The 25,440-nt window shown below is 41.8% G+C and carries 19 protein-coding genes and 3 tRNA genes; 2 read left to right on the forward strand and 20 right to left on the reverse strand.

Annotated features, from left to right (window positions below; translation table 11 throughout):
- Positions 1–144: 144 nt before the first annotated feature.
- From alr to BMY80_RS08610, 10 genes are all read right to left on the reverse strand, one after another.
- Complete coding sequence (gene alr, locus BMY80_RS08565) at positions 145–1,230, reverse strand: alanine racemase (protein ID WP_342741920.1); 1,086 nt, start codon at positions 1,228–1,230, stop codon at positions 145–147.
- A 68-nt stretch (positions 1,231–1,298) separates the two neighbouring features.
- Positions 1,299–2,756 carry a replicative DNA helicase gene (dnaB, locus tag BMY80_RS08570; RefSeq protein WP_093142831.1) on the reverse strand — a complete coding sequence of 486 codons (1,458 nt, stop codon included), beginning with the start codon at positions 2,754–2,756 and terminating at the stop codon, positions 1,299–1,301.
- Positions 2,757–2,918: 162 nt separating this feature from the next.
- Positions 2,919–2,995 (reverse strand) — tRNA-Arg (locus BMY80_RS08575).
- Positions 2,996–3,012: 17 nt separating this feature from the next.
- Positions 3,013–3,089: transfer RNA gene (locus BMY80_RS08580), tRNA-Arg, on the reverse strand.
- A gap of 24 nt (positions 3,090–3,113) precedes the next feature.
- Positions 3,114–3,204 (reverse strand) — tRNA-Ser (locus tag BMY80_RS08585).
- Between the two features lie 323 nt (positions 3,205–3,527).
- Entirely contained in the window at positions 3,528–3,734 is a 207-nt protein-coding gene (gene csrA / locus BMY80_RS08590; protein ID WP_031579964.1) for a carbon storage regulator CsrA, read from the reverse strand.
- A 141-nt stretch (positions 3,735–3,875) separates the two neighbouring features.
- On the reverse strand, positions 3,876–6,506 hold the full coding sequence (gene alaS / locus BMY80_RS08595) for an alanine--tRNA ligase (protein WP_031579963.1): 2,631 nt from the start codon (positions 6,504–6,506) through the stop codon (positions 3,876–3,878).
- Between the two features lie 179 nt (positions 6,507–6,685).
- Positions 6,686–7,159, reverse strand: a complete 474-nt coding sequence (locus BMY80_RS08600; protein ID WP_177178546.1) for a regulatory protein RecX — start codon at positions 7,157–7,159, stop codon at positions 6,686–6,688.
- A gap of 73 nt (positions 7,160–7,232) precedes the next feature.
- Entirely contained in the window at positions 7,233–8,348 is a 1,116-nt protein-coding gene (recA, locus tag BMY80_RS08605) for a recombinase RecA (protein WP_093142836.1), read from the reverse strand.
- 330 nt (positions 8,349–8,678) lie between these two features.
- Positions 8,679–9,173 carry a CinA family protein gene (locus tag BMY80_RS08610; RefSeq protein ID WP_093142838.1) on the reverse strand — a complete coding sequence of 165 codons (495 nt, stop codon included), beginning with the start codon at positions 9,171–9,173 and terminating at the stop codon, positions 8,679–8,681.
- Positions 9,174–9,301: 128 nt separating this feature from the next.
- On the opposite strand from BMY80_RS08610, the gene mutS reads away from it, so the two are divergent.
- A complete protein-coding gene (gene mutS / locus BMY80_RS08615) occupies positions 9,302–11,863 on the forward strand; it encodes a DNA mismatch repair protein MutS (protein WP_093142841.1) in 2,562 nt (853 codons plus the stop codon).
- Positions 11,864–11,959: 96 nt separating this feature from the next.
- On the opposite strand, the gene BMY80_RS08620 is transcribed toward mutS, so the two are convergent.
- The 9 genes from BMY80_RS08620 to relA all read right to left on the reverse strand — a co-directional run bounded on the left by BMY80_RS08620 (position 11,960) and on the right by relA (position 21,871).
- Positions 11,960–13,045, reverse strand: coding sequence for a peptidoglycan DD-metalloendopeptidase family protein (locus BMY80_RS08620; RefSeq protein WP_093142843.1), 1,086 nt, complete (start codon positions 13,043–13,045; stop codon positions 11,960–11,962).
- A gap of 6 nt (positions 13,046–13,051) precedes the next feature.
- Complete coding sequence (locus tag BMY80_RS08625) at positions 13,052–13,675, reverse strand: YqaA family protein (RefSeq protein ID WP_093142846.1); 624 nt, start codon at positions 13,673–13,675, stop codon at positions 13,052–13,054.
- Between the two features lie 2 nt (positions 13,676–13,677).
- Positions 13,678–14,427: a 5'/3'-nucleotidase SurE gene (surE, locus tag BMY80_RS08630; RefSeq protein WP_031579956.1), complete on the reverse strand. Its 750-nt coding sequence runs from the start codon at positions 14,425–14,427 to the stop codon at positions 13,678–13,680.
- 10 nt (positions 14,428–14,437) lie between these two features.
- Complete coding sequence (ispF, locus tag BMY80_RS08635; protein WP_031579955.1) at positions 14,438–14,911, reverse strand: 2-C-methyl-D-erythritol 2,4-cyclodiphosphate synthase; 474 nt, start codon at positions 14,909–14,911, stop codon at positions 14,438–14,440.
- Positions 14,912–14,913: 2 nt separating this feature from the next.
- The gene (gene ispD / locus BMY80_RS08640) at positions 14,914–15,609 is read right to left on the reverse strand and encodes a 2-C-methyl-D-erythritol 4-phosphate cytidylyltransferase (RefSeq protein ID WP_218140347.1); all 696 of its coding nucleotides are present in this window, start codon (positions 15,607–15,609) and stop codon (positions 14,914–14,916) included.
- Positions 15,596–15,883, reverse strand: a complete 288-nt coding sequence (locus BMY80_RS08645; RefSeq protein ID WP_051622021.1) for an FtsB family cell division protein — start codon at positions 15,881–15,883, stop codon at positions 15,596–15,598. The genes ispD and BMY80_RS08645 overlap by 14 nt, the downstream gene beginning before the upstream one ends.
- Before the next feature lie 154 nt (positions 15,884–16,037).
- Positions 16,038–17,348: a phosphopyruvate hydratase gene (gene eno / locus BMY80_RS08650; RefSeq protein WP_093142851.1), complete on the reverse strand. Its 1,311-nt coding sequence runs from the start codon at positions 17,346–17,348 to the stop codon at positions 16,038–16,040.
- Between the two features lie 395 nt (positions 17,349–17,743).
- A complete protein-coding gene (locus BMY80_RS08655) occupies positions 17,744–19,375 on the reverse strand; it encodes a CTP synthase (protein ID WP_093142853.1) in 1,632 nt (543 codons plus the stop codon).
- 252 nt (positions 19,376–19,627) lie between these two features.
- Complete coding sequence (gene relA, locus BMY80_RS08660) at positions 19,628–21,871, reverse strand: GTP diphosphokinase (RefSeq protein ID WP_093142855.1); 2,244 nt, start codon at positions 21,869–21,871, stop codon at positions 19,628–19,630.
- 522 nt (positions 21,872–22,393) lie between these two features.
- Between relA and BMY80_RS08665 the strand changes: the two genes are divergently transcribed.
- Positions 22,394–23,353: a hypothetical protein gene (locus tag BMY80_RS08665; RefSeq protein WP_093142858.1), complete on the forward strand. Its 960-nt coding sequence runs from the start codon at positions 22,394–22,396 to the stop codon at positions 23,351–23,353.
- Between the two features lie 1,175 nt (positions 23,354–24,528).
- Here BMY80_RS08665 and BMY80_RS08675 read toward each other — a convergent pair.
- A complete protein-coding gene (locus BMY80_RS08675; protein WP_093142862.1) occupies positions 24,529–25,227 on the reverse strand; it encodes a hypothetical protein in 699 nt (232 codons plus the stop codon).
- Positions 25,228–25,440 lie beyond the last annotated feature (213 nt).

Here is a 25,440-nt window from a genome sequence, read left to right on the forward strand (position 1 = left end):
TTTATATTATACCGCAAAAAATTATGGAAGTCTTGTATTTTCTGCAACTTCCATTAAATTATTTTTCGTATATGTTTAAAACAACAAAGTTTCGGAAAGGTGCAACTGATTTTTTTGTCCAACGAAATACAGTTTCTTATTCGTCTATGAATAAATAAATTCAACTCTGTCAGAAAGATGACATACAAGTTCATACGGAATAGTATTAATTGATTCCGCGATGGTTTCAACAGCTATGTTATCCGTTCCCCAGAGGTAAACCTTATCACCTATCTTGTCCACGGCATCAGCCCCTAGATCAATGAACATCATATCCATACACACATGACCGGCTGTTTTCACAAGCCTTCCATTTATCTCGACAGGAGTTCCGCTCGGAACCGCCCGAGGATATCCGTCAGCATAACCGACAGCAACAATTGCAAGTCTGGTAGGTTTCTCGCAAACCCACGAAGCACCATAACCGACCACATCACCCGGTTTAAGATCTCTTATGGCAATAACTTCAGAAGACAGCTTCATGACGGGTTTCAACCCCAGATCTCGACCTGTTTTACCTAAAGTCGGAGAAATGCCATACTGAGTTATACCCGGTCTTACAAATTCTGTCGATTTTTCAGGGAAATAGGCACAGGCAGCTGAATTTGACAGGCACTTTGGTCCATTCCAGTCAGCAGCCATTCTGTTCCATTCCTGCAACTGCTGCTTGTTATAATTTTTCAGACTTTCATCATCGGCGCAGCTAAGATGTGAAATTATTCCAATAGGCTTTTTTACGCTGGTACACGCTGATAGTGCTTCTTTCGCCGCAGCCAGTTCATCAGAATTGAACCCAAGTCTCTGCATACCGACATTAACCTGCAGCCACACAGTAAACACATCCGATTTCTGATATCTGTCCAGAGCCTCAATCTGCCACAGTGAATGAACCGTAAACTCAATATTATACTTTTCAATAAGACTAAGATCGTCTTCCCTGAAAAAACCGCCAAGCATAAGAACAGGTTTGTCTATACCCGCCTCTCTGAGTTCTATGGCCTCCTCTATTCTGGCTACCGCAAAACCATATGCCGTATCATTCAGGGCCTGAGCACATCTTACACTCCCGTGTCCATAAGCATCAGCCTTTAGCACACTGTATACCTTACACCCCGGCAGTCTGTCTTTTATTAAATTTACGTTATATTTTAGGGCACTCAAATCTATCTGTGCCTGCACGGTCTTCATCATTAATCCTATTATTCTAAATCTTTAAAAACTCACACATGAACAGTTCAAAACACATCACACATCACACATTACACTGACTGCTCCATATTTGTATGAGCTGTTTCTGTAAATCTCGCATAATTTCCCTGGAAAAACATGTCAACTATTCCCGTCGGACCGTTTCGCTGCTTACTGATAATAATTTCAGCCTTTCCTTTTACTTCAGGATTATCCTTCTGATAAACTTCTTCACGATGCACGAACATAATGACATCGGCATCCTGTTCTATAGAACCAGATTCACGAAGGTCCGCATTCATAGGTCGTTTATCCTTTCTTCCCTTTTCGATGTCACGAGCTACCTGAGCCAAAGCAATAACCGGAATCTGCAGTTCCTTTGCCAGAGATTTAAGAATCCATGAAGCTTCGCCGATCTGCTCATGTCTTGCTCTGCCGTCATTAGGGAAATTGATACGCTGGAGATAATCGACCATTACCCCGCCCAGACCGTTATATTCTCGGCACAGACGCTTTGTTATGGCTCTAATCTCCTGGGCAGACACCTGACCGTCACATATGAAAATAGGAGGATATTTATAGTTGTTTACCGTTGTTGCCACGGTAAGCATGTTTTTCAGATCCGTTTCATCAAGACGATACTTCTTAAGTCTGTCCATTTCAATGTGAGCCATGGAAGAAATAAGTCTGGTAACTATTTCCTTGGCATTCATTTCTATTGAAAACACAAGAACCGGTTTAATACCGGGATTCGATTTAAATGCCATATTTTCAACAAGATTCATACCAAAGGTGGTTTTACCCATTGCAGGTCTGGCACCGACAATAATAAGTTCACCGGCATGAAATCCAGCTGTCATTTTATCAAGATCTGTATAACCCGAGGTAACACCTGTAACATCAATATTCTTATTGTTGTTTTCTCGAATATCGTTTACTACATCAAAAATTATAGATTTGATATCCTTTGGAGTATTCTCATCCAGACCGGAATTTTCTTCACCAAGCTTTATGATATTATTTTCAAGCTCGTCTCTTATTGAAGAAACGGAAACACCGTTGGGTACATACAGACTTCTTTCAACGGAGGCAATCAGATTCAGTATTTTTCTGGCCTGAGACTTTTCGTTGACAATTGCGGTATAACTGAGGATATCTACAGATGTAGGAGGTTTGCTTTGAAGTGACAGCAGATATGACTGACCGCCTATTTTTTCCAGCTGACCGCACTGTTTGAGCTCATCAGCCAGATTTATGATATCTATTGATTTATCAGCAACAGAAAGCCTAAGTATAGCGCTGTAAATTAACTTGTGATTTTCACTGAAAAAATCTTCCGCAGTGATTTTCTGATTAACTATCTCAAGCTTATTAGGGGTCAACAGCAGAGAACCGAGTACAGCCTGCTCTGCTTCAAAATCATGAGGCATTCCAAGCGGTTCGTTCGGATTGTTATTCACTCTCCCGTCATTCACGGAATTACTTCCTGAAACCTTGTGCCAGTCAGGAGAACTAGGATTCAACGGCATTGATAAATCTCTGTCTTACATTAACTAAAAAATACTGTGTATTATATACCACTTGCGATATTAAATTAAACGTAAGCTTAGTAAAAAGACAAAATCAGCGACAAAACTCAAAAATGTCTCTTGTGATAAAGTTTTTGATTCATAGGAAAAGGAATATAAAAATGGCGCACCCTGAAGGATTCGAACCTTCGACCGCTCGGTTCGTAGCCGAGTACTCTATCCAGCTGAGCTAAGGGTGCTCACAATCGAATTTAAATGGCGCACCCTGAAGGATTCGAACCTTCGACCGCTCGGTTCGTAGCCGAGTACTCTATCCAGCTGAGCTAAGGGTGCCCTATTTAAATGTTTTGTCAAACCTGGCGGTGAGAGAGGGATTCGAACCCTCGATACCCTTTTGGGGTATGCTCCCTTAGCAGGGGAGTACCTTCGGCCTCTCGGTCATCTCACCATCAAGTTTCTTTGTGGGCGTAATTTTACAATGTTCACAGATATTGTCAAGCCATAACAGTTAAAAAAACTGTTTTTTTTAACTTTTTCAGTCTGTTTGCAACTTTTTTAAACAAAATACACACGTAAGTATAAAAAAAGACAGTCAAATACTCAAATACAGAGTTTACGGATCGTATGACAGAAAAGAATGCATAATACTGCTTCAAAAAATAAATTCAGAACAGATTTTTGTTTATCTGAAAACAAAAAGGACACTGAAGACTGAGCATCAGCATCCCTGTTTTGAACTATAGATAATATACCGGTGAAAGGATAGTACTACTACTTATCCGTTGATTCCCCAATATCAGCATGTTCGGAATTTTCTTCGTTTTCCTTCTTTTCAATCAACTCTGAACGTTGAATACTCACCTCTTTTGGAGCATCCACGCCGATACGAACCTGATTACCCTTAATGCTTAATACGGTAAGTTTAACATCTTTACCAATTGTTATCGCTTCACCTAAACGTCTTGTTAAAATTAGCATTGTTCACCCGCTTACATCATGACAGCTTTCTTTAAGTATATACTACATATTCTATATTACCTGTGATCATTTATCCATAAAAAAAGAGCCCTATATCAAAATAGAACTCTTTTTTATGATTTGTTGCTTATTTAAGAAATATTAACCTAATCTTTCTTCAAGCCAGAGAGCTACACTTTCCATAGCCTTTGGCAGGTTGGCAACATTGGTACCGCCACCCTGAGCCATATCAGGACGACCGCCGCCCTTACCATCAATCTGGCTGGCAACGTGGTTAACGAGATCACCTGCCTTAACCTTTGAAGTAAGATCCTTCGTTACCCCTGAAATCAGGAATACTCTGCCGTCAACAACAGAAGCAAGAACAATTACAGCACTCTTCAGACGATTCTTGAGGTCATCCAATGAAGTTCTCATTTCCTTAACCTCAACTCCGTCAAAGGTTGCAATCAGAGTCTTGACACCATTGATTTCGGTAACTGAGTTCATCAATCCAGACACTGCTGAAAGCGCAAGCTTTTCCTTAAGGGCTGAATTTTCATGCTCAAGTTCACGGGTATGGTCAAGTGCCGCCTTAACCTTGTCGGAAACAGCAAATACTTCACTCTTCAACAGTTCAGCACTGTTTCTGAGCTCACTGGTAAGCTTCTGAACATAACTTAACGCTGCCAGATTGGTTACGGCTTCAATTCTTCTTACACCGGCTGCAATACCGCTGTCAGAAAGAATCTTGAAGAATCCGATGTCACCTGTTCTGCTTACATGAGTACCGCCGCACAGTTCACATGAGAAATCTCCCATTGACACTACACGTACCTGCTGTTCGTACTTTTCACCGAACAATGCCATGGCACCGGTCTTTTTAGCTTCTTCCAGATCCATGATATTTGTTATAACATCAAGGTTATTTGCAATAGCTCGGTTAACAAGCAGTTCAACCTCGGCAATCTGCTGTTCGGTTAAAGGTTCGTTGTTAGAGAAGTCAAAACGCAGACGTTCAGCATTAACTGATGAGCCTTTCTGATTTACGTGAGTACCGACAACCTGACGCAGGGCAGCCTGCAACAGATGGGTTGCACTGTGATGAGCACAGGTAAGCTTTCTGTTGTCTCTGTCTACTTCGGCAACAACCTTCATTCCAGGAACAAATGAGCCTAACTCAACCTTACCGATATGAATGATGGCATTACCGGCCTTCTTGGTATCACTAACTCTGAAAACAAAATTGTCATCAGCCTTAATTACACCAATATCTCCGGCCTGACCGCCGCATTCGGCATAGAACGGACTTGATTTCAGAACAATCACGCCCTGCTCGTCAGTGGATAAAGCATCGGTGTTTTCAACGCCCTTAAAGATGGCTTCAATTTCAGTTTCTTCAGTTAACTTGCTGTAACCTACGAATTCTGTTGAGCTCTGAATCTTCAACTGTGAGTTATAATCTACTTCAAAAGCACTGGCTTCCTTGGCGCGCGCACGCTGCTTGTCCATTTCCTTGTTGAAGCCATCGAGATCAATCACGTAACCGGCATCTCTTACCACATCAGCGGTAAGGTCAACAGGGAAACCGTAGGTGTCATAGAGTTTAAATACTACATCACCAGGAATAGTCTTGGAATCACCTAATGCTTCGAGCTGTTCGTTCAGCAGGGTCAGACCTCTGTCCAGAGTTCTGATAAACTGTTCCTCTTCCTTCTTAAGGGTCTTTTCAATCAGATCCTTGTGGGTTCTGAGTTCAGGATAAGCATCACCCATAAGATCGGCCAGAGCAGCAACAAGCTTATAGAAGAACACATCCTTTGCACCCAGCAGACGACCGTGTCTAACAGCACGTCTGATGATACGTCTCAGCACGTATCCTCTGCCTTCGTTTGAAGGAAGGACTCCGTCAGCAATCAGGAATGAACATGAACGTATATGGTCAGCAATTACTCTCAGAGACTTATTGGTCAGATCTGTTACTGATAATACGGCAGCAGTCTTGGAAATAAGATCCTTGAATAAATCAATTTCGTAATTGGAATGAACTCCCTGCATTACGGCAGCAATACGTTCAAGTCCCATACCGGTGTCAACTGACGGACGAGGCAGCTTATGGAATTCACCGTCAATGGTACGATTGTACTGCATGAATACAATGTTCCATACTTCGATAAATCTGTCGCCGTCTTCTTCAGCTGATCCTGGAGGGCCGCCCCAGATATCCGCACCGTGATCGTAGAAAATTTCAGAGCAAGGACCGCAAGGACCGGTATCCCCCATCTGCCAGAAATTATCAGAGGCGTATGGGGCCCCCTTGTTGTCACCTATTCTTACGATACGTTCTGCAGGAACACCGATTTCCTTATTCCAGATATCGTAAGCTTCGTCGTCTGACTGATAAACGGTAACGGTTAACTTTTCAGCAGGAAGCTTTAATACTCCGGTCAAGAAGCCCCAAGCGAAATGGATCGCATCCTTCTTGAAATAATCACCGAAGCTGAAGTTTCCCAACATTTCAAAGAATGTATGATGACGGGCAGTATAACCAACATTATCAAGATCGTTATGCTTACCGCCTGCACGAACACATCTCTGAGCAGTTGTAGCACGGGAATAACTTCTAAGCTCTTTACCCAGGAAAACGTCCTTGAACTGATTCATACCAGCATTGGTAAATAACAGCGTAGGATCGTTATGTGGTACCAGAGAGCTTGAACTTACCACCTCATGACCATGTGAATGGAAATATTCGAGAAACGCTTTGCGAATCTCTGAGGTTGTCATGTACATATTAAGCCTTTATTGATTTTCGTGATAAAAATACTAAATATTTAGTTTGCGTAGATTATATATTTTTTTCGGTATTTTGGCCAATAGAACAACAAAAACTTTTCCGGCCTAAAAAATTAGGAATCACAAAAGCACCTGACAACATGCCGGTTCTGCTCATATGTCATCCTCATAAAATTTTAATCTTCCTCTGCTGCGTAAGCCGCGGCTTCTTTAAGACCTTTTAATGCCTCACTCGGAGTAAATCCCCTTCTGACCAGAAAAGCCACTGCTTTCTGCTTTTCCTTATAATCAAGAGCTCCGGGATTTTCATATTTTCTCATAAGCACATCTCTGGCAAGGGATTCCCAGTCTGTGCCGATTTCCTCAAGACATGCCGAAATCAAATCCTGTTTAACACCTCTGTTTTTTGCTTCAAAATATATCTTAAGTCTGCCATATCCGCTGCCAATATAATGACGGACAAGCATTTCCGCACATCTCGCGTCACTCTGATAATTAAGTTCCTGCAGTCTGGTGATAATATTCCGTATTTCTTCACTGTTTTTACAGTAGGACTTTAATTTTCCAGTAAGCTCATATACTGAATAATCCTTTTTGGCAAGGAGTTTCAGGGCATAGGCAAATGCCTTTTCCAGCGATTTATCTGTCATTCCGAACCTTCCTATCAAAAACATAAAACCCCGTCTGAACGTATTTCAGCCGGGGCCGTAACATGAGATTAAATTATAAATCTTCAGGGATTTCCGCTACCTCAAGCTCAGGAGGAAGATCTACCGCTTCAACACCTGCGACGTCTTCAGCGGCATCCGCTTCTGCAGAGATGGAGAAATCATTATGACTCTGATAGTACTCTCTAATCTTGGCAATAATTTCTTCCCTTACTTCATTGTTGCTTTCAAGATACTTGATGACATTATTCTTGCCCTGACCGATCTTCTGCCCCTTGTAAGAGAACCAGGCGCCTGATTTTTCAATAATATCAGCCTTAACACCGAGATCCACTATTTCGCTTTCCATACTGATTCCCTTACCGTAAAGAATCTGGAAATCAGCAGTCTTGAATGGAGGTGCAACCTTGTTCTTAACAACCTTAACCCTTGTTTCATTACCTATTACGTCTTCACCATCTTTAATAGGAGCACCCTTGCGGATGTCAAGACGGACAGATGCATAGTACTTGAGTGCATTACCGCCTGTAGTGGTTTCAGGATTACCGAACATAACACCAATCTTCATACGAAGCTGATTGATGAACACACACATACAGTTGGCCTGCTTGATACTGCCGGTCAACTTACGCAGTGCCTGAGACATAAGTCTCGCCTGAAGTCCCATATGGGAATCACCCATGTCGCCATCAATTTCCGCCTTTGGCACCAGAGCGGCAACAGAGTCGATAATAATCAGATCCACACCACCTGAACGTACCAGAGTATCACAGATGTCAAGAGCCTGTTCTCCGTTATCAGGCTGCGAAACATAAAGGTTCTGGATGTTTACACCAAGCTTTGAGGCGTAAATAGGATCAAGCGCATGTTCAGCATCAATGAACGCACAGCTCTTCCCCATCTTCTGAGCCTGAGCTATAAGTTCCAGAGTTAAGGTTGTTTTACCTGAACTTTCAGGACCGTAAATTTCAACAATACGTCCGCAAGGTAAACCACCAATACCGAGAGCAATATCCAAAGAAAGAGACCCCGTCGGAATGCTTTCAATATCCATCTGCTTGTTGTCACCAAGACGCATGATGGAGCCTTTACCGAACTGCTTGTTAATCTGATCAATCGCTGCCTGTAAAGCTTTCTGCTTATTGTCCTGTTCTACCTTACTTACCGCCATACTTTTAAACCACCTTACTATCTGAATAAAATCATCAATCTAAAAACTTTATGTGTTAAGTATAAATTTATTATTAAACAACGTCAATAATTATTTTTAATTAACACATATTTTTTATCCTTATCTAAATCACATAATGCAGGAAATACAACTTTCCACATTATTTTTGACCATTAAACATATAAACGCACCCGCCATATTGTTAGTTGAATTTACCAAAAAGTCCATTATCATAAAGAAATGTTTCTCTATTTTGAGATCGGTTCTGTTAAAACGGCTGTTTAACCTTTTCTCGGCACTGATATTTTCATACTTTCAAAAAAGCTCTGATCAGTTCATATGTTTTGGCATTTTATCAAGCAGTACTTCAAAAGCCTTTTTCACGGTCTGGAGTCTTACCGACTGTCTGTCACCGGCAAAGTGCTGACATTCGGCTTCAATTATTCCGTCCGGATACATCCATGCCATCCATACTGTTCCCACCGGCTTGTCAGGAGTACCTCCCGTAGGTCCGGCAATTCCTGATACAGCGACACCTACAGTACCCAAGGAACTGCTGACCGCTCCCTTCACCATTTCTCTTACAGTCTGTTCACTCACAGCTCCGAACTGAGCCAGCGTTGCCCCGGACACACCCAGCATATCCTTTTTGGCCTCATTTGTATATGTAATGAAAGCTCTGTCGAACCACTCTGACGAACCGCTGATTTCTGTTATAAAACCGCTTATAAGTCCACCTGTACATGACTCGGCGGTACACATGATTTTTCCGCCATTCTTCAGCATTTTTCCAAGATCAGCCGCAAGTTCAAGTAATTCGTTCATACACTTTTCCGTCAGCATAATCAAACTTTCCCCCTTAATTTTCTAGTTTGTTTTGAATTATGATAAACTATTGATTCGGTAATTTAACTCAAATTAATTCTTTTTTATCATAAATCAGATACACAATCATGGTTACTTCATCAAACAATGCCACACCGCTGATGCAGCAGTATATCTCCGTTAAGAGTCAGTACCCTGAAACAATTCTGCTCTACAGAATGGGCGACTTTTATGAAACCTTTTTTGATGACGCCAAAAAAGCCGCTGAAATACTGGACATAACTCTAACCAAAAGAGGAACATACAACGGTGAGCCGATTCCCATGGCAGGCGTCCCTTTTCATTCTGTTGACAACTATCTGGCAAGACTTATCGAACACGGCGAAAGCGTGGCAATCTGTGAGCAGATAGGTGATCCGGCAGCTGCAAAAGGAATTGTGGAAAGAAAAGTGACCAGAATCATCACTCCGGGAACCGTTACGGATGATAATCTTCTTACTGAAAGAAAAGACAACTGCATTGTGTGTGTATGCAGTGACCAGCTCACATATGCAGTCAGCTATATCAACCTGAGTTCAGGAGATTTCTACTGCTACGAAGCGGAAACCGTCACCGCATTTGAATCCATTCTGCAGAGACTCCACCCTGCTGAACTGCTGTATTCAGAAAGTTTTAAATCTTATGATTTAATTGCCTCATATCAGGGACTCAGACGCAGACCGGTATGGGACTTCGACTATGACACCTGCTTTAAAAAGCTTTGTAAACAGTTTAATACAAGAGACCTTTCCGGTTTCGGACTTAACGGCATATCAATTGGCATCTGTGCAGCCGGAGCTCTGCTGAATTACGTAAGTGAAACTCAGAAAACCACTCTGCTGCACATCACCTCACTCAAAACAGAAGCTGACACATCATACATTTATCTTGATGCGAATTCTCAAAAGAATCTTGAACTGGTGGAAAATCTTCAGGGCGGACAGAATCACACTCTGGCGGCAATTCTTGACAAATGTGTAACTCCTATGGGGTCACGAATGCTGAAACGAAACCTTCTGCAGCCTCCAAAAAATCTGCAGCTGATTAACAGCCGTCATGATCTTATAGACGAATTCATTGAAAATGATGCGGTAGACCAGATTTCCGATCTGCTTAAGGAAGCAGGCGATCTCGAAAGAGTTACGGCAAGACTTGCGCTGAAAAACCTCAGACCGAGAGATTTATGCAAAATCAGACAGGCTTTGATTATGCTGCCGGATCTGAAAAACATTATGTCATCCTACTCAGGCAACACTGCAGCTTATGCAAATGCCATCCCGACCATCAACGAACTTGCGGAACTTCTGTCCAGGGCTATCAAGGAAAACCCTCCTATCGTGATCAGAGAAGGAGGCGTTATTGCTGACGGTTACAACGAAGAACTTGATTATCTGAGACAGCTCACTGACGGTGCAGTGGATATTCTCAAAAAAGTTGAAGAAAGAGAAAAACAGAGAACAGGCATAACAACTCTGAAAGTTGACTACAACCGTGTTCACGGCTACTACATAGAAGTGACAAAGGCTAATTCAGATGCCGTTCCCGACGACTACATCCGCAGACAGACATTGAAAAATGCTGAACGTTACATTACTCCGGAACTTAAGGAATACGAGGAACAGACCCTTACTGCCCAGAGCAGAGCGCTGGCACTGGAAAAGAAACTGTATGATGAACTTCTGGACTCCCTGCTGCCTTATCTTAACACACTGATTGACATATCCAAAAAACTGGCAAACCTTGACATGATTCTTTCTTTTGCTTCAGTAGCCCAGCAGAATGATTATGTCCGTCCCGAATTCACCCCTTCAAGAGATTTCCTGATAGAACAGGGAAGACATCCTGTAATAGAACAGGTGCTTAACAATCCGTTTATTGCAAATACCTCTACCTTAAACGAATGCTCAACACTGTTACTGATTACCGGACCTAACATGGGCGGTAAATCAACATATATGAGACAGAGTGCCCTGATAACACTTATGGCTTATGCAGGGGCATTTGTACCCGCTTCCAGAGCTGTTATTCCGGATGTGGACAAGATCTTTACAAGAATAGGCGCAAGTGATGATCTGGCCTCGGGCAGATCAACCTTCATGGTTGAAATGACTGAAACATCCAGCATTATCAATCAGGTAACCAGCAAGAGTCTGGTTCTTATGGATGAAATCGGGCGCGGAACAAGTACCATTGACGGCATGTCACTGGCCTGGGCTGTTGCAGAGTATCTTGCAAAGAAAGGCTGCTACACGCTGTTCTCAACTCACTATTTTGAACTTACCGAACTGGCAAAATCCTTTGCAAATGTCAGAAATGTTCATTTTGGTGCTCAGAAAAGCGGTGACAGTATTATATTTTTACATAATGTTGAAGACGGTTCGGCAACAAGCTCATACGGTCTGGAAGTAGCTGCTCTCGCCGGCATTCCAAACACCATAATATCACTTGCCAGAAAGCGAATGAAATCATTTACCACCGAGCATTTAAGTACCGGTAATCAGAACATTGCTGAAGCCTCTTCGTCTCCGGAAGTGCCAGCAGAAGTTGAAGACATTATCAGCACTCTGAAATCTCTTCATCCTGACACACTTTCAGCAAGAGATGCCCTCAACCTCATCTATACTCTGACTGATAAGGTAAAGGAAATCTAGATTCATCCTGAAAAGTTTCAGTTTTATACAGACTGAAATTTCTTAAAAAATGAGAAGGCTGTCTAAACTGACAGCCTTCTCTATTCTCGAGCCTTACTACTTTTTCGGCAGATAACTGAGCGGATTAACTGATTCACCATTATGACGTATTTCAAAATGAAGTCTGACCGACTTTGCATCAGTATTGCCCATTCTGGCTATAACCTGTCCTGATTCTACAGACTGACCTTCTGCAACCAGAATGGCATCATTATGAGCATATGCAGAGAGATAGTCACCATCATGGTTGATAATAATCAGATTGCCATAACCTCTTAAAGCGTTTCCCGCATATACAATTTTTCCCTTAGCGGCACTTCTTACACTGTCACCTTTATTTCCGGAAATATCTATCCCTTTATTATTTCTGCTGTAGCCTTCAATGATTTTTCCATTGTATGGCCAGGTCCATCTGACCTTGGCATTGTTTTTGGCCACATTCTGATAACCAGATGATGAAGAATTATCCTTTTGGGAAGAAGATGTCACAGATGTTGCCGGCTTGGACGACGCTGACATTGCAGGAGCTGACGAACCAGACTTTCTGGCTGATGATGCAGGAGCCGAACTTACCTTATTACCTGATGAAGCAACGGATACAGGAGCAACGGTTCTGTTCTGGGCAGCGGCCGGTTTGGCTGCAGCAGCTGATGATTTTCTGCCGACTACCAGCATCTGGCCTATTCTGATATTGAAATTCTTATCAATGCCATTCATGGAAGCAAGCTGGGCAGGTGTCAGATTATGTCTTTTGGAAATATTGTAAACAGTATCGCCTTTAACGACACGATATAACTTCTGTTCTGATTTTACCGTATCAGTAAGCAATCTCTGTCCCACATTGATTGTATATGGGGGCTTTATACCATTTATAAGTGCAAGCGTCTGATAATCCATATTATTGGCAAAAGCCACGGAATACAGCGTATCACCGGGCTTGACAACATAATACCCTCTGGCAGCTGTCATATTTCTGGTTGAAGATGAATACGCCTGCTGACGCTTAGGCTGAGTTTTAACCGTCCTTGACGGAACCTGTTTAACGCCTGTAAGGTCCGCAGGTGAATACGGTCTGTCAGACGTTGCACATCCGGTAATTACCAGCAGAATCATGCCGGAAACAAACAACCAATTTTTATTCATCAAGCACTAATTCCTAAAAACAGCATACCAACCAATAAACAAAATCGCAGCAGCTATGGTTAACCAGCCTATAATGTCAATATATTTTCTGATTTTCTGAGCAAGCCTGCTGCCACCAAGTTTAAGCAGCATGGCAATCAGATAAAATCTGGCTCCGCGCCCCAGAAATGATACCAGGATAAACATCCATATTTCCAGCTGCCATGTAGGTATATCCAGATTGTGGTTGGCAGCCGCCAATCCGCAGCAGATGGCCACAATTTTGTATGGAACTGGGGTAAAAGAACCTATCACTATGAAAAAAATACCAAACTGCTGTAAGTATTTCTGTACTGTTCCTACAGCCTCAGACCACCCTAGAGAATTGAACCAATCCACAAGAAAAAGTTCATACAGATAATAACCGACATAGTATCCCACTATAGCCCCGAGAACTGATGAAACCGTGGCTAAAAAGGCGAAACGATACGCCCTGGCAGGATTGGCAAGACACATTGGAGCCAGCATAATGTCAACAGGTATAGGCCAGAAAATTGACTCGATAAAACTGTTTCCCGTGAGAAACCACACAGCATATTTATGCTGGGCCAGTTCTATACACTTGTCATAGCATTTTTCAAATAATTTCATTATCAGTAAACCTTTGAAATCCATCCTGACAGGTCGTCAAGAACCTGATAAGCCGTTAAATCAATATGAAGAGGGGTAATAGAAACATACCCCTCAGATATGGCGTAGATATCTGTATCTTCAGCCTTATCCAGCGCGTCTGCCTGAGGGCCTATCCAGTATATCGGATGTCCTCGAAGATCCTTTTCCTCAATTACACTTTCTGAGCTCATTCTTCTGCCAAGTCTGGTAACCCTTACCCCCTTAACCTGCTCAACAGGCAGATCAGGGACATTAATATTCAGAATTCTGTCAGACGGAATTGGACATTCTTCTATTCTGTCAATAATTCTGCCAACAATCTCAGCCGCGGTGTCATAATGAGTATTTCCGCATAATGAAACAGCAATTGCCGGCAACCCCAGATTTCTTCCTTCAACTGCCGCAGCAACGGTACCTGAGTAAATAACGTCGTCACACAGATTTGCCCCGTTGTTTATTCCGGAAATCACGATATCGGGTTTCGTGTCCAGAAGACTGTTAACAGCCAGGTACACGCTGTCTGTTGGAGTTCCTTTTACAGCCAGATAATCTTCCTTGTTTATTTTCTGCACCCTCAACGGATATTCAAGAGTAAGAGAATGACTGGCGGCACTCTGATTTCTGTCAGGAGCAACAACCTTTACCTTGTGACCGGCTTTCTTAAGATAGGCATAGAGCACATCTATGCCTTCCGCATAAACACCATCATCATTACTGATAAGGATATTCAAAGGTTTCATATTATTTTTCCAGCAGTGCAACAGCTTCTACAGCAATACCTTCTTTTCTTCCAACAAAACCAAGCTTTTCAGTGGTTGTAGCTTTGATATTCACGCAATCTATACCAATCTGCAAGTCAGCAGAAATATTTTCACACATTTTTCTTTCGTGAACAGCTATCTTCGGAGCCTGAGCAAGAATGGTAATATCCACATTGACCACGTGATATCCACGCTCATGAATTCTCTTTACAGTATCCCTTAACAGAATCCGGCTGTCGATTCCTTCATAGGCATCATCATTGTCAGGATAAAGTCTGCCGATGTCTCCTAAAGCAGCTGCGCCAAGCAGTGCATCAGCCAAAGCATGCAGAACCACATCACCGTCAGAATGGGCAATCAGTCCCTTTTCATACTCAATTTTCACTCCGCCTAAAGTAACAGGACCATCACCGCCAAACTTATGAACATCAAATCCATGACCAATTCTAAACACTTTTACCACCTGTTATTAAGTTTCAAGAAAAATTCAGCAAGCTTCATGTCAAACGGTTCTGTAACCTTTATGTTTGAAGCCTCGCCTATAACCGCCTTTGGAGAAAAACCTGCACTTTCCATGGCGGAAGCCTCATCAGTAAGAACGATTCCGGAAGACACGGCATTCTCGTACGCATCAATTAAAAGCTTTCTTTTAAACAGCTGCGGAGTCAGCGCGTGAAACAGATGCTCTCTGGAAACAGTTGAAATTATTGAATTGTTTTCATCTGTTCTCTTCATTGTATCGGCAACCCTTGATACCAGTATAGCCCCGTTATCATTGCATCCGGCACTGATGAGTCTGCGAATATCATCAGGAAGTACACATGGGCGTGCAGCATCATGAACCAGAACATATTCAGATTCAGCACAGTGAAGTCCGTTAAGAACACTGTTTATTCTTTCAGCGCCGCCAATGCATACTTTTACGCAACTGTTCTTTTCAAAACCGAATTCACGAAATCTGTCATCATCCCTGCTGACAACAATAATGATATTGTCAACAACATCCTTCATATCCATAAACACGGATACGGTTCTCTCAAGAATAGTCTGATTTCCAAGCTTAAGATACTGCTTCGGGAATCCTGCATTCATTCTTTTGCCGACACCTGCAGCAGGTATTACCACATCTAATTTCATTTTACTTGTTATCAACTCCGGTTACCTGATAAAAAGTTTCACCTTCTTTTATCATACCAAGATCAGAACGGGCTATATCTTCAATGGTCTCAAGATTACTGTTGTTTCTGAGGTTATTAATGTCCTTCTGAATCATGTCGTTCTTTTCCTGAAGCACACGGGTATGGTCCTGTGCTTTAATCAAATCATTTTCGATCTGGAGATTCTGATGATAACCGTTACGTCCGCTGATGTAATTGTACACAAGAAGAGCTATAACGGCAGTCAGAATAATGTTAATAAGTCGCATGGTATCTTTTCCAAACAAGGGATGGACGATAATCGTGCATATTATAATATATTGACAGGATTATTACATATAGACATGAACAATAAAAAACCTCCCGCAACCTAACAATTACGGGAGGTTCAAGATCTAAACTAAATAATCCTAAGGATTAGAATTAGTTCTGACCCTTAACAGCCTTACGACCAGCGAAAGGAGCATCAATACCCTTAGCAGTTAATTCTTCTTCGATACGGATTAACTGGTTGTACTTAGCCATACGATCTGAACGGCTTAATGAACCGGTCTTGATCTGGCCAGCAGCGGTACCCACTGCGATATCAGCGATGGTGCAGTCTTCGGTTTCACCTGAACGGTGAGAAATAACTGCAGTGTAACCAGCCTTGTGAGCCATCTGAATAGCGTCTAAGGTTTCAGTTAAAGAACCGATCTGGTTAACCTTGATAAGGATTGAGTTAGCGATACCCTTTTCGATACCTTCCTTGAGAATTGAAGGGTTGGTTACGAAGAGGTCGTCACCAACGAGCTGGCACTTAGAACCGATCTTGTCGGTTAAGTACTTCCAACCGTCCCAGTCGCCTTCAGCCTGACCATCTTCGATAGAGATGATTGGGTACTGATTGCAGAGGTCAGCAAGGAAGTCAGCTAACTGATTAGAGGTGAAGTCCTTACCTTCAGCCTTCATTCTGTAGAGCTTAGCAGCTTCATCATAGAATTCAGAAGAAGCACAGTCCATAGCTAAAGTTACGTCTTCACCGAACTTGTAGCCAGCGTTTTCAACAGCTTCCTTGATAGCAGCCATTGCATTAGCAGTACCAGCGAGCTTAGGAGCATAACCACCTTCATCACCTACAGTGGTAGGCTGACCCTTAGCCTTAAGAACCTTAGCGAGTTCGTGGAAAATTTCAGCGCCCATGCGGATAGCTTCACGAACGGTCTTAGCACCAACTGGCTGAACCATGAATTCCTGCATATCCATTGACCAAGCAGCGTGAGCACCACCATTGATGATGTTCATCATTGGAAGAGGCATTGAGTAAACGCCGTGAGTACCGTTTAAGTCAGAGATGTGTTCGTATAAAGGAACCTTCTTTGCAGCAGCGGCAGCCTTAGCAACAGCTAATGAAATAGCGAGGATAGCGTTAGCACCAAGATTCTTCTTGAATGGAGTACCATCCTTGTCAAGCATAACCTTATCAACGGCACGCTGATCAACTGGATCCATACCTACGATTGCTGGTCCAAGGATTTCGTTAACATTCTTAACAGCCTTTAATACACCCTTACCACCGAAACGTGACTTATCGCCATCACGAAGTTCTAATGCTTCACGAACACCGGTAGAAGCTCCAGATGGAACTGCTGCACGGCCCATTGAACCGTCATCTAAGTAAACGTCAGCTTCTACGGTAGGATTACCACGAGAGTCGATGATTTCACGACCAATAACCTTTACAATCTTAGCCATTATTATTAAATCCTCTATTGGATAAATTTACGTAAATTTTCTGTTATTCACAGAACTAAAAAAACAGGTCTAATTTCCCGATAGACTTTTGAATATCATCTGAAAATTTTCGCGTTAATTATACTCAGCTTTAATAAAAAATTCAATATTACATTCCCTTTCGTTTTGTGGGCTGATTCTTCTTTTTGAACATTTTTTAAACTCTTAAATAAAAACACTCATACGGCCGTGTAAAAAATAATATATCTGCTGTGAATAACCTTTTCTGGTGATGGGGATTTATGTGCACAAACAAAAAAGGACATGCTTTCCTTAAAAAACATGTCCTTATTCAAAACGACCTTTAAAACACGCCGGAATCAAATCCGACACGCTTCATTAACTTCATTAATCAGTTACTTCTTCTGCTGATATTCCATGGCAGCCTTAATGAATCCGCTAAATAAAGGATGACCGTCTCTTGGGGTAGAAGTAAATTCAGGATGGAACTGAACGGCAACAAACCAAGGATGGTTTGGATTTTCAATAATTTCAACAAGCTTGCTGTCAGCACTTAAACCGGTAACCTTAAGGCCGGCTTCCTGAATCTTAGGTAACAGATAGTTGTTAACTTCATAACGATGACGGTGACGTTCGTAGATTTCCGGCTTAGCATAGAGTTCTCTTACCTTTGAACCTTCAGCAAGATGACACAGCTGAGCACCTAAACGCATGGTACCGCCGAGGTCAGAGTTTTCATTTCTCTCAACCTTTTCACCTTCTTCGTTTACCCATTCGGTAATCAGGCCGATTACAGGGTACTTCGAATTTTTGTCAAATTCAGTTGAATTTGCACCTTCAAGGCCGGCTACGTTTCTGGCGTATTCAATGATGGCAATCTGCATGCCGAGACAGATACCGAGATATGGAATCTTGTTTTCTCTGGCATACTGAGCGGCAAGAATCTTACCTTCGATACCGCGATTGCCGAAACCGCCAGGAACAAGAATAGCGTCAACATCCTCTAAAGCTTCAAGTCCCTTGGTTTCAAGATCCTGTGAATCAACATATTTGATGTTCACGTTTACGTGATTCTTAAGACCGCCGTGCTTTAAAGCTTCATTTACAGACTTATAGGCATCAGGAAGCTGAACATACTTACCAACCATGGCAACGGTTACTTCACCTTCACTGTTTGCCTGCTGATAAATAACCTTTTCCCATTCAGAAAGATCCGCTTCCCTACAGTTAAGACCGAAACGTTCACAGACAGTGGTATCAAGTCCCTGATTCTTGAGCAGAGCAGGAATCTTGTAGATTGAGTCGACATCTCTCATTGAAATAACGCACTTTTCATTTACGTTACAGAAAAGAGCGATCTTGGTCTTTTCAGCGTTTGGAATGTTCATTTCAGAACGGCAGATAAGAATATCAGGCTGAATACCGATGCTTAATAGTTCCTTAACTGAGTGCTGAGTAGGCTTGGTCTTGATTTCACCGGAAGTCTTCAAATATGGCACCAGGGTCAGGTGCATGAATAAAGCATTCTGTCTTCCGAGTCTCACAGCCAGCTGTCTGATGGCTTCAAGGAATGGTAATGATTCGATATCACCAACGGTACCGCCGATTTCCACAATAGCGATTTCATGATCTGCACCGCCGGCTAAAATCTTTTCCTGAATTTCACTGGTGATATGAGGTACAACCTGAATGGTAGCTCCAAGGTAGTCACCTCTTCTTTCCTTTCTGATTACGTCAGAATAGATACGACCGGTTGTGAAGTTATTATTTTTGGTCATCTTGGTACGGATAAAACGTTCGTAATGACCCAAATCCAAATCGGTTTCAGCACCGTCTTCAGTTACAAACACTTCACCATGCTGAATCGGACTCATTGTACCCGGATCGACGTTAATGTATGGATCCAGCTTAAGCATGGTCACATCTAGACCACGGGCTTCCAGTACGGCAGCAAGAGATGCTGCAGCAATTCCCTTTCCCAGTGAAGAAACAACACCACCAGTAACAAATATAAATTTAGTAGCCATATCAAACCATTACGCTTTCAAAATAAAAAAAACAGCATAAAAGCCACATGTCGCTTTTATGTTGTTTTCACAAAAAAATTTGCAGTAAATTGTATCAAAAATTTGACGTAAATAACAGCATATTTTTAAAACAGCAGAATTTACCGGGTACCACGGCATAAATATTCATTTATATACAAAATACAAACTGCCGGTTTACGATCATAATACCTTAATGACCGAAAACCGGCAGCTTATTTATGAATTTAAGTTTTACAGACGTTTTGCAGAGATAACCCCACTCATATTGTTGAGTCGCGCAAGAGTTCTGTTCAGATCATTGATGTTTATGACCTCCATATCAATATCTATCTGAGCAGTCTGTGTCTTGGTATCAGATCTTGATCTAACCCCAAGAACATTAATCTTTTCATTCGCGATAATTGTGGTGACATCCCTCAACAGACCTGCTCTATCATTCGCGGTAATCCCCACGGTAAGGCTGAATCCGCTCGAATACTCACCGCCCCATACCGCGTCAACCAGTCTTTCCGGATGTTCAGCCGCCAGGTGATTCAGAGTATGACACCCCTTTCTATGAATGGATACACCTTTTCCTCTGGTGATAAAGCCGACAATATCCTCACCGGGGATAGGATGACAGCATTTAGCCACATGGGTAACAAGGTTCCCCACCCCGTTTACCACGATCTTGCTCTTTGCCGCATTCCTCTCAACATTGGCGATTCTTGCCTGAGTACGCTGTTCAATATTCTTCAGAATTTCATCATCAGGATTATTGACCTTGATATTATTAAGCTTGGCTTCAATGTAATTAATCAGCTGATTTATACGTATGTCGCCAGATCCAACATTAGCCAGAACATCAAACTGATCCTTCACGTTGTAATGATGCAGAACATCCTTAATCAATTCAGGAAGCTGTTCTTTTGATACAGTAAGTCCGTGACGCTCAATTTCCTTTTCCAGCATTTCCCTGCCGGCAGCAATATTCTTTTCACGATCTAACTGCTTAAACCATGCGGATACCTTTGCTCTGGCCTTGCTTGTTCTTAAAAATCCGTTGTTTGGATTTAACCAGTCACGACTTGGATTCGGTTCTTTCTGAGTTGCAAGTTCAACCTGTTCACCTGTCTGCAGCTGGTAGGTAAACGGAACAATTCTGCCGTCAACCTTTGCTCCGATACAGCGATGACCAATCATACTGTGAATCTGATAGGCAAAATCCAATGGAGTTGCCCCCTGAGGAAGGTCAATTACATCCCCCTTGGGAGTAAACACATAGACTCTGTCTTCAAATACCTGTGTCTTGAATTCATCAACAATTGAACCGGCCTCAACCATGTCTTCCTGCCACTTGAGAAGCTTACGCAGCCAGGCGATGCGTTCCTCATACGCAGCATCAAGATTGGTACCGCCTTCCTTATATTTCCAGTGGGCAGCAACACCAAGCTCAGCTTCCTTGTGCATATCGGCAGTACGAATCTGAATCTCAACTGTTTTTCCCTGAGGACCGATCACAACCGTATGAATTGACTTGTAACCGTTAGGCTTAGGATTAGCTATATAATCATCAAATTCTCTCGGAATATGATGGAAGCAGGTATGTATAACCCCCAGAGCCCCGTAGCAGTCCTGCAGTCTTTTCACAATTACGCGAACAGCTCTTACATCATATAATTCAGTAAAATTAAGATGTTTTTTCTGCATCTTTCTCCAGATGCTGTAAATATGCTTCGGTCTGCCGTAAACTTCAGCTTCAAGCCCCTCTGATTTAAGCTTTTCTTCAAGAATAGACACAAAATCAACGATGTATTTTTCGCGGTCAACACGCTTTTCATCGAGAAGTTTTGCAATCTGTTTATAGGTATCAGGATGGAGATATCTGAAAGATAAATCCTCCAGCTCCCATTTCAGCTGACCAATACCGAGACGATTCGCCAGAGGTGCATAGATGTTTGATATTTCCTTGGCAACTGCAACACGAGTTTCCTCATCCGCATTCTTGACTTCTCTCAGAGCCGCAATTCTTTCTGAAAGCTTGATGATTACCGCTCTCACATCCTCGACCATTGCCAGAAGCATGCGACGCACGGTATCAATTTTGGCATTGGATATCTCACTTCCGGAATTTGAAATATTCTGCAGGAATCGGATAGCTTCCATATCCTTCACACCATGCAGAAGTCTTGCTATCGGTTTGCCGAAGTCTTTTTCAGCCTGTTCAATAGTAAAATATCCTTCCTCTATGTGCGGATAAAGTATTGCTGAACAGTAACTGTCCACATCCATATGCAAGGTCTGAAGGATACCGATAATCTCAATAGCTCTGCTGGTCAGACGCTCCATGTTATCACCTGATTCGGCAATCTTGTTATGACAGTAATCAAATACCTTCATAATTTTGATTTTGTCTTCACTGTTCACATGCAACGATTCTTTCCAGGCTTCAAGATCGAACTTGCCTTTAACATGCGTATTGCGGATAGCTACCATAATTAGGTAAGAACCTCTCTTTATTGTTGATAATCAGCTTTTATTTATATGTGTACATCGGCCTGTTCTAAGATCGTCAGGCACCTAAATTTGTTTATATTATTGCTTTTATTTTTTAATGAGACGGACATGATAAAAAACAGGCCCGGCTTTTAAAAAATCAGCCTATGACATTATATTTATTTCCGCATTGACTGATGGTACTAATTCATACTGAACAATTATATACTCAGCATGATTTTATTCAACAATGTAAGGAATTAAACAGATGGCAATGAAACTGCTGTCACACATGTATATATAGATAGGTTCTTTATTGAAAAATTCCAACTGATTTAGCATCGTTATCATAATATATGACAAAATATCTCATTTCTGAATAACTAAATCCGAAGCATTGATCATCTGTCAGGATACTATTACTTGCACTAACCTTTCTTTTCTGAAAAAATTACCGGTGAATGTTAAATAATCACGGAAATAACTTATTCAGGTTCACCTATTTCTGATTCAGGAGGATTTATGGCTGACGACTTACATTCTTTTCTTGATATTCTTGCAGATGTGGCCAAGCAACAGGAAGACGAAGAAAAGCAAACTGCAGAAAGCGGTTCTGCAGATGTAAAGAACAATCCTTCTTCAGATTCTGCCGCATCATCAGAAAAGCCCTTGCCTTCAGACAGACAAACGACAGTCACCCATCCAAAAAGCACTGAAGAAGCACAAATTGCAAACTCCACCGAAGAATACAGTCCTGATTTTTTCAAATCTGCAATAAGCAATGCCAAAAAGAACACCAGATCCGCAAAAAAACGCAGCACCAATGGTGAAGTAAGTATTTTTGATCAGATAAGTAAAAATCAGAAAACTGTCAGAACAGCCAGAAAATCAACCGGACGCACAACAAGAAGAACCACTACGACCAGAAGAAAAACTTCAACATCCAGCGGAATTCCATCTTTCAGAAAACCGAGAACATCAACGATCATTAAGAAAATCCTTGGTGTCATTATTGATCTTATATTCGGAAGAAAAAGCAGTTCGTCGGGCAGAAATACAAAACTCAGCGGATATGAAATGCTTAACTCCCTTCTAGGCTCAACCGATAATACAGCATCAAAATCTGCCGGTCTGAACCAGCCGGTTTCGTCAACGGCAAAATCAAAGCCTTTGAACAGCACTGACCAGAAACTTCTTACATCTGTGGTAAACGATATGTTCGGAAATGGCAAATCTTCCAATGCAGACTTTTTACCTGTATTTAAGGACGTAGTACGTTCAGTGATAAGCGGTAATAATCAGGAAGCACTTAACAGCAAAGAAATGTTTTCTGATGAAGCTGCAAAAATCGGTTATACATCCAAAGAATCAGAGGGAGCTTCAGCCATTCTTGGAGCACTGCTGAACAGCAATCTCAGTAATAAAAGCATTGCCATGATCCTTCAGCAGTTTACTGAAACAGAAGATGATGACTCTGAATAATCTGAAGAATTTACAATACAGACAATAGAATTGAAGCACAAGTATAATGGCAAATATTTAATTTTATCCGGCATTGGAACCAACGGATTTATTGTGTCTGATTATCCTATCAATAAGGAGGAGCTATAATGTACACTATCCGATTAATGAATGAATTTTTACATGGTCCAATATGGATATATGATCAAGATAAAACAATCCGTTTGAAGCATTCTCTGATCAGCAATGATACAATATTGCAGAATCTTAATGAAGAAGCTGCAACTTTGTATGATTCATTTTATGATTCTTGCTTACAATCGATGCTACAGAATTAAAAATCTCTCCAGAATATTTCTTCTCACGCAATACCTTCTGCACTTTCTCGTTAATGGATGGTTCACAAGGTGACTTTTTAACAGCATCATCTTTTTCCTGAACAACCACCTTGAGATGTTTTTTCACTAATGGCTTTATCAATTCATAAATTGCATGAAAATCATTTTTTTGAGTTGACAGACATTTCAAAGAGTGCACGGAAGAATGAGCCAGCGGAACGGAAGACGTACACCTGTGGAAAAACCGGACGTAGGTGATATCCACATGGCAAGAGAAGAAGGCAAGAGGAAGACAGCAGCCACAGCCATCCGTAAAAATCAGTACCTTCAGTACGCCAGGCTCCTAGATTGTACAGCATCACTATAGGAAATCCGTGGTAACGGGCGACCGGTGATCACGGCTGTCACCCAAGTTATGCAGGAAAGATCCTCATGTACATCTGTCCCACTAAATCATTGAACTTAAAGTTGTAACGTTAAGTTCCGTTTTGGTTTCACAGGAAACTGGTGTTTCTGAGAGACCACAGCAGTCTCATACCGAGCGCCCCGGCATGATCATGTCTGTTAGTTGCGGGCTTCAAATAGCAATGACAGGCAGGATCATGATAGGTGGAAAAGTCTAATTGACGACAGCGACAACGTAGTGGCACACCACTTCAGCCAGAGACTTCTGAGATGAAAAAATAACCGCCGATGATCATCATAATCCTACATCGGCTACAACAGTGACCACAGGACATATTGTTAGGTGATGATTGACCTGAACACGCTGATGAATAAAAACTATTCAGTCCCCGTTGTCCAATCTCAACAACAAATACGGCAACACCCGGAATGTGCCTCACTGAATCCTGAAATTCAGGTGTTCATACCGCTCTTTTCATGTTGCCTGGGCAAGTTAACCACTAATTTAATCATCTGTTTCAATCGGCTTCTGACAACAAACAAAACCCAAAAACAGTACATACTAATAGCAATGATCGCAACCGTACAAATTAATAACACAGCTGTACCAACCTCAAAACCAGTGATCAGACCGCTTTCAACATGGCTGTCCCAAAAGGATCCATTATTGCTTGCTGCAAATACCGATAGGATCAAAAGCGAAACTAAGAACATACCAAGTGGAATAATGATCGGTAAGATGGTTAGGATCACTCCCCAAAAACCGCCAGACAGAAAGAGCAAGCATTGTACCCGTGACGTAAGTCTGTTGCAGAATATAGTTTGCGATCTTATAGTGGGATAGATCTCTCCGATCTTGGAGAAAACAGACACTGCAGTTTGAGTCAGTGATATTGAGACGCAGTAAATTACAACTAGGAAAATAAAAAAGGGCACAAAGATCCATCCCGCATGCCTGAACTCCAGTCCGATACCGAGCACACCCACGGCAAGAATAACCAATGCGGCTGTCGACAAAAGCATTGTTGACGTAAGCCGGAAATAAAGACGATCACAAATTCCAGGAAGTTCTTCAGGCTTTATGTCTGCCGTATTGTTTTCTGAAAGATCCGGCACTCCGGACACTGCATTGCCTTTTTCATTACAATTCATATTACAACCTAAATTCATCAACAGAAAGGAACGAGATGATTCCACAGAATAGCTAAATATATTAGATAATTTTCTCAAATGGGGCTTAACAAGGGTTTACACGGAATCGCGTTCACTCTGGGATGAGGACAAAAAACTGGACAATTAATTCACATTGTTAAGTCTGTATTGAACAGGACTCAAACCACCTAATGTATTTTTAATTCTAACATT

The organism is Ruminobacter amylophilus, assembly GCF_900115655.1.
Lineage (GTDB): Bacteria > Pseudomonadota > Gammaproteobacteria > Enterobacterales > Succinivibrionaceae > Ruminobacter > Ruminobacter amylophilus.

Coding starts and splice junctions, on each gene's coding strand:
- alr (WP_342741920.1), bottom strand. CDS start 1,230: ATGATGAAGACCGTGCAGGCACAGATAGATTTGAGTGCCCTAAAATAT.
- dnaB (WP_093142831.1), bottom strand. CDS start 2,756: ATGCCGTTGAATCCTAGTTCTCCTGACTGGCACAAGGTTTCAGGAAGT.
- csrA (WP_031579964.1), bottom strand. CDS start 3,734: ATGCTAATTTTAACAAGACGTTTAGGTGAAGCGATAACAATTGGTAAA.
- alaS (WP_031579963.1), bottom strand. CDS start 6,506: ATGTACATGACAACCTCAGAGATTCGCAAAGCGTTTCTCGAATATTTC.
- BMY80_RS08600 (WP_177178546.1), bottom strand. CDS start 7,159: ATGACAGATAAATCGCTGGAAAAGGCATTTGCCTATGCCCTGAAACTC.
- recA (WP_093142836.1), bottom strand. CDS start 8,348: ATGGCGGTAAGTAAGGTAGAACAGGACAATAAGCAGAAAGCTTTACAG.
- BMY80_RS08610 (WP_093142838.1), bottom strand. CDS start 9,173: ATGAACGAATTACTTGAACTTGCGGCTGATCTTGGAAAAATGCTGAAG.
- mutS (WP_093142841.1), top strand. CDS start 9,302: ATGGTTACTTCATCAAACAATGCCACACCGCTGATGCAGCAGTATATC.
- BMY80_RS08620 (WP_093142843.1), bottom strand. CDS start 13,045: ATGAATAAAAATTGGTTGTTTGTTTCCGGCATGATTCTGCTGGTAATT.
- BMY80_RS08625 (WP_093142846.1), bottom strand. CDS start 13,675: ATGAAATTATTTGAAAAATGCTATGACAAGTGTATAGAACTGGCCCAG.
- BMY80_RS08645 (WP_051622021.1), bottom strand. CDS start 15,883: ATGCGACTTATTAACATTATTCTGACTGCCGTTATAGCTCTTCTTGTG.
- eno (WP_093142851.1), bottom strand. CDS start 17,348: ATGGCTAAGATTGTAAAGGTTATTGGTCGTGAAATCATCGACTCTCGT.
- BMY80_RS08655 (WP_093142853.1), bottom strand. CDS start 19,375: ATGGCTACTAAATTTATATTTGTTACTGGTGGTGTTGTTTCTTCACTG.
- relA (WP_093142855.1), bottom strand. CDS start 21,871: ATGGTAGCTATCCGCAATACGCATGTTAAAGGCAAGTTCGATCTTGAA.
- BMY80_RS08665 (WP_093142858.1), top strand. CDS start 22,394: ATGGCTGACGACTTACATTCTTTTCTTGATATTCTTGCAGATGTGGCC.
- BMY80_RS08675 (WP_093142862.1), bottom strand. CDS start 25,227: ATGAATTGTAATGAAAAAGGCAATGCAGTGTCCGGAGTGCCGGATCTT.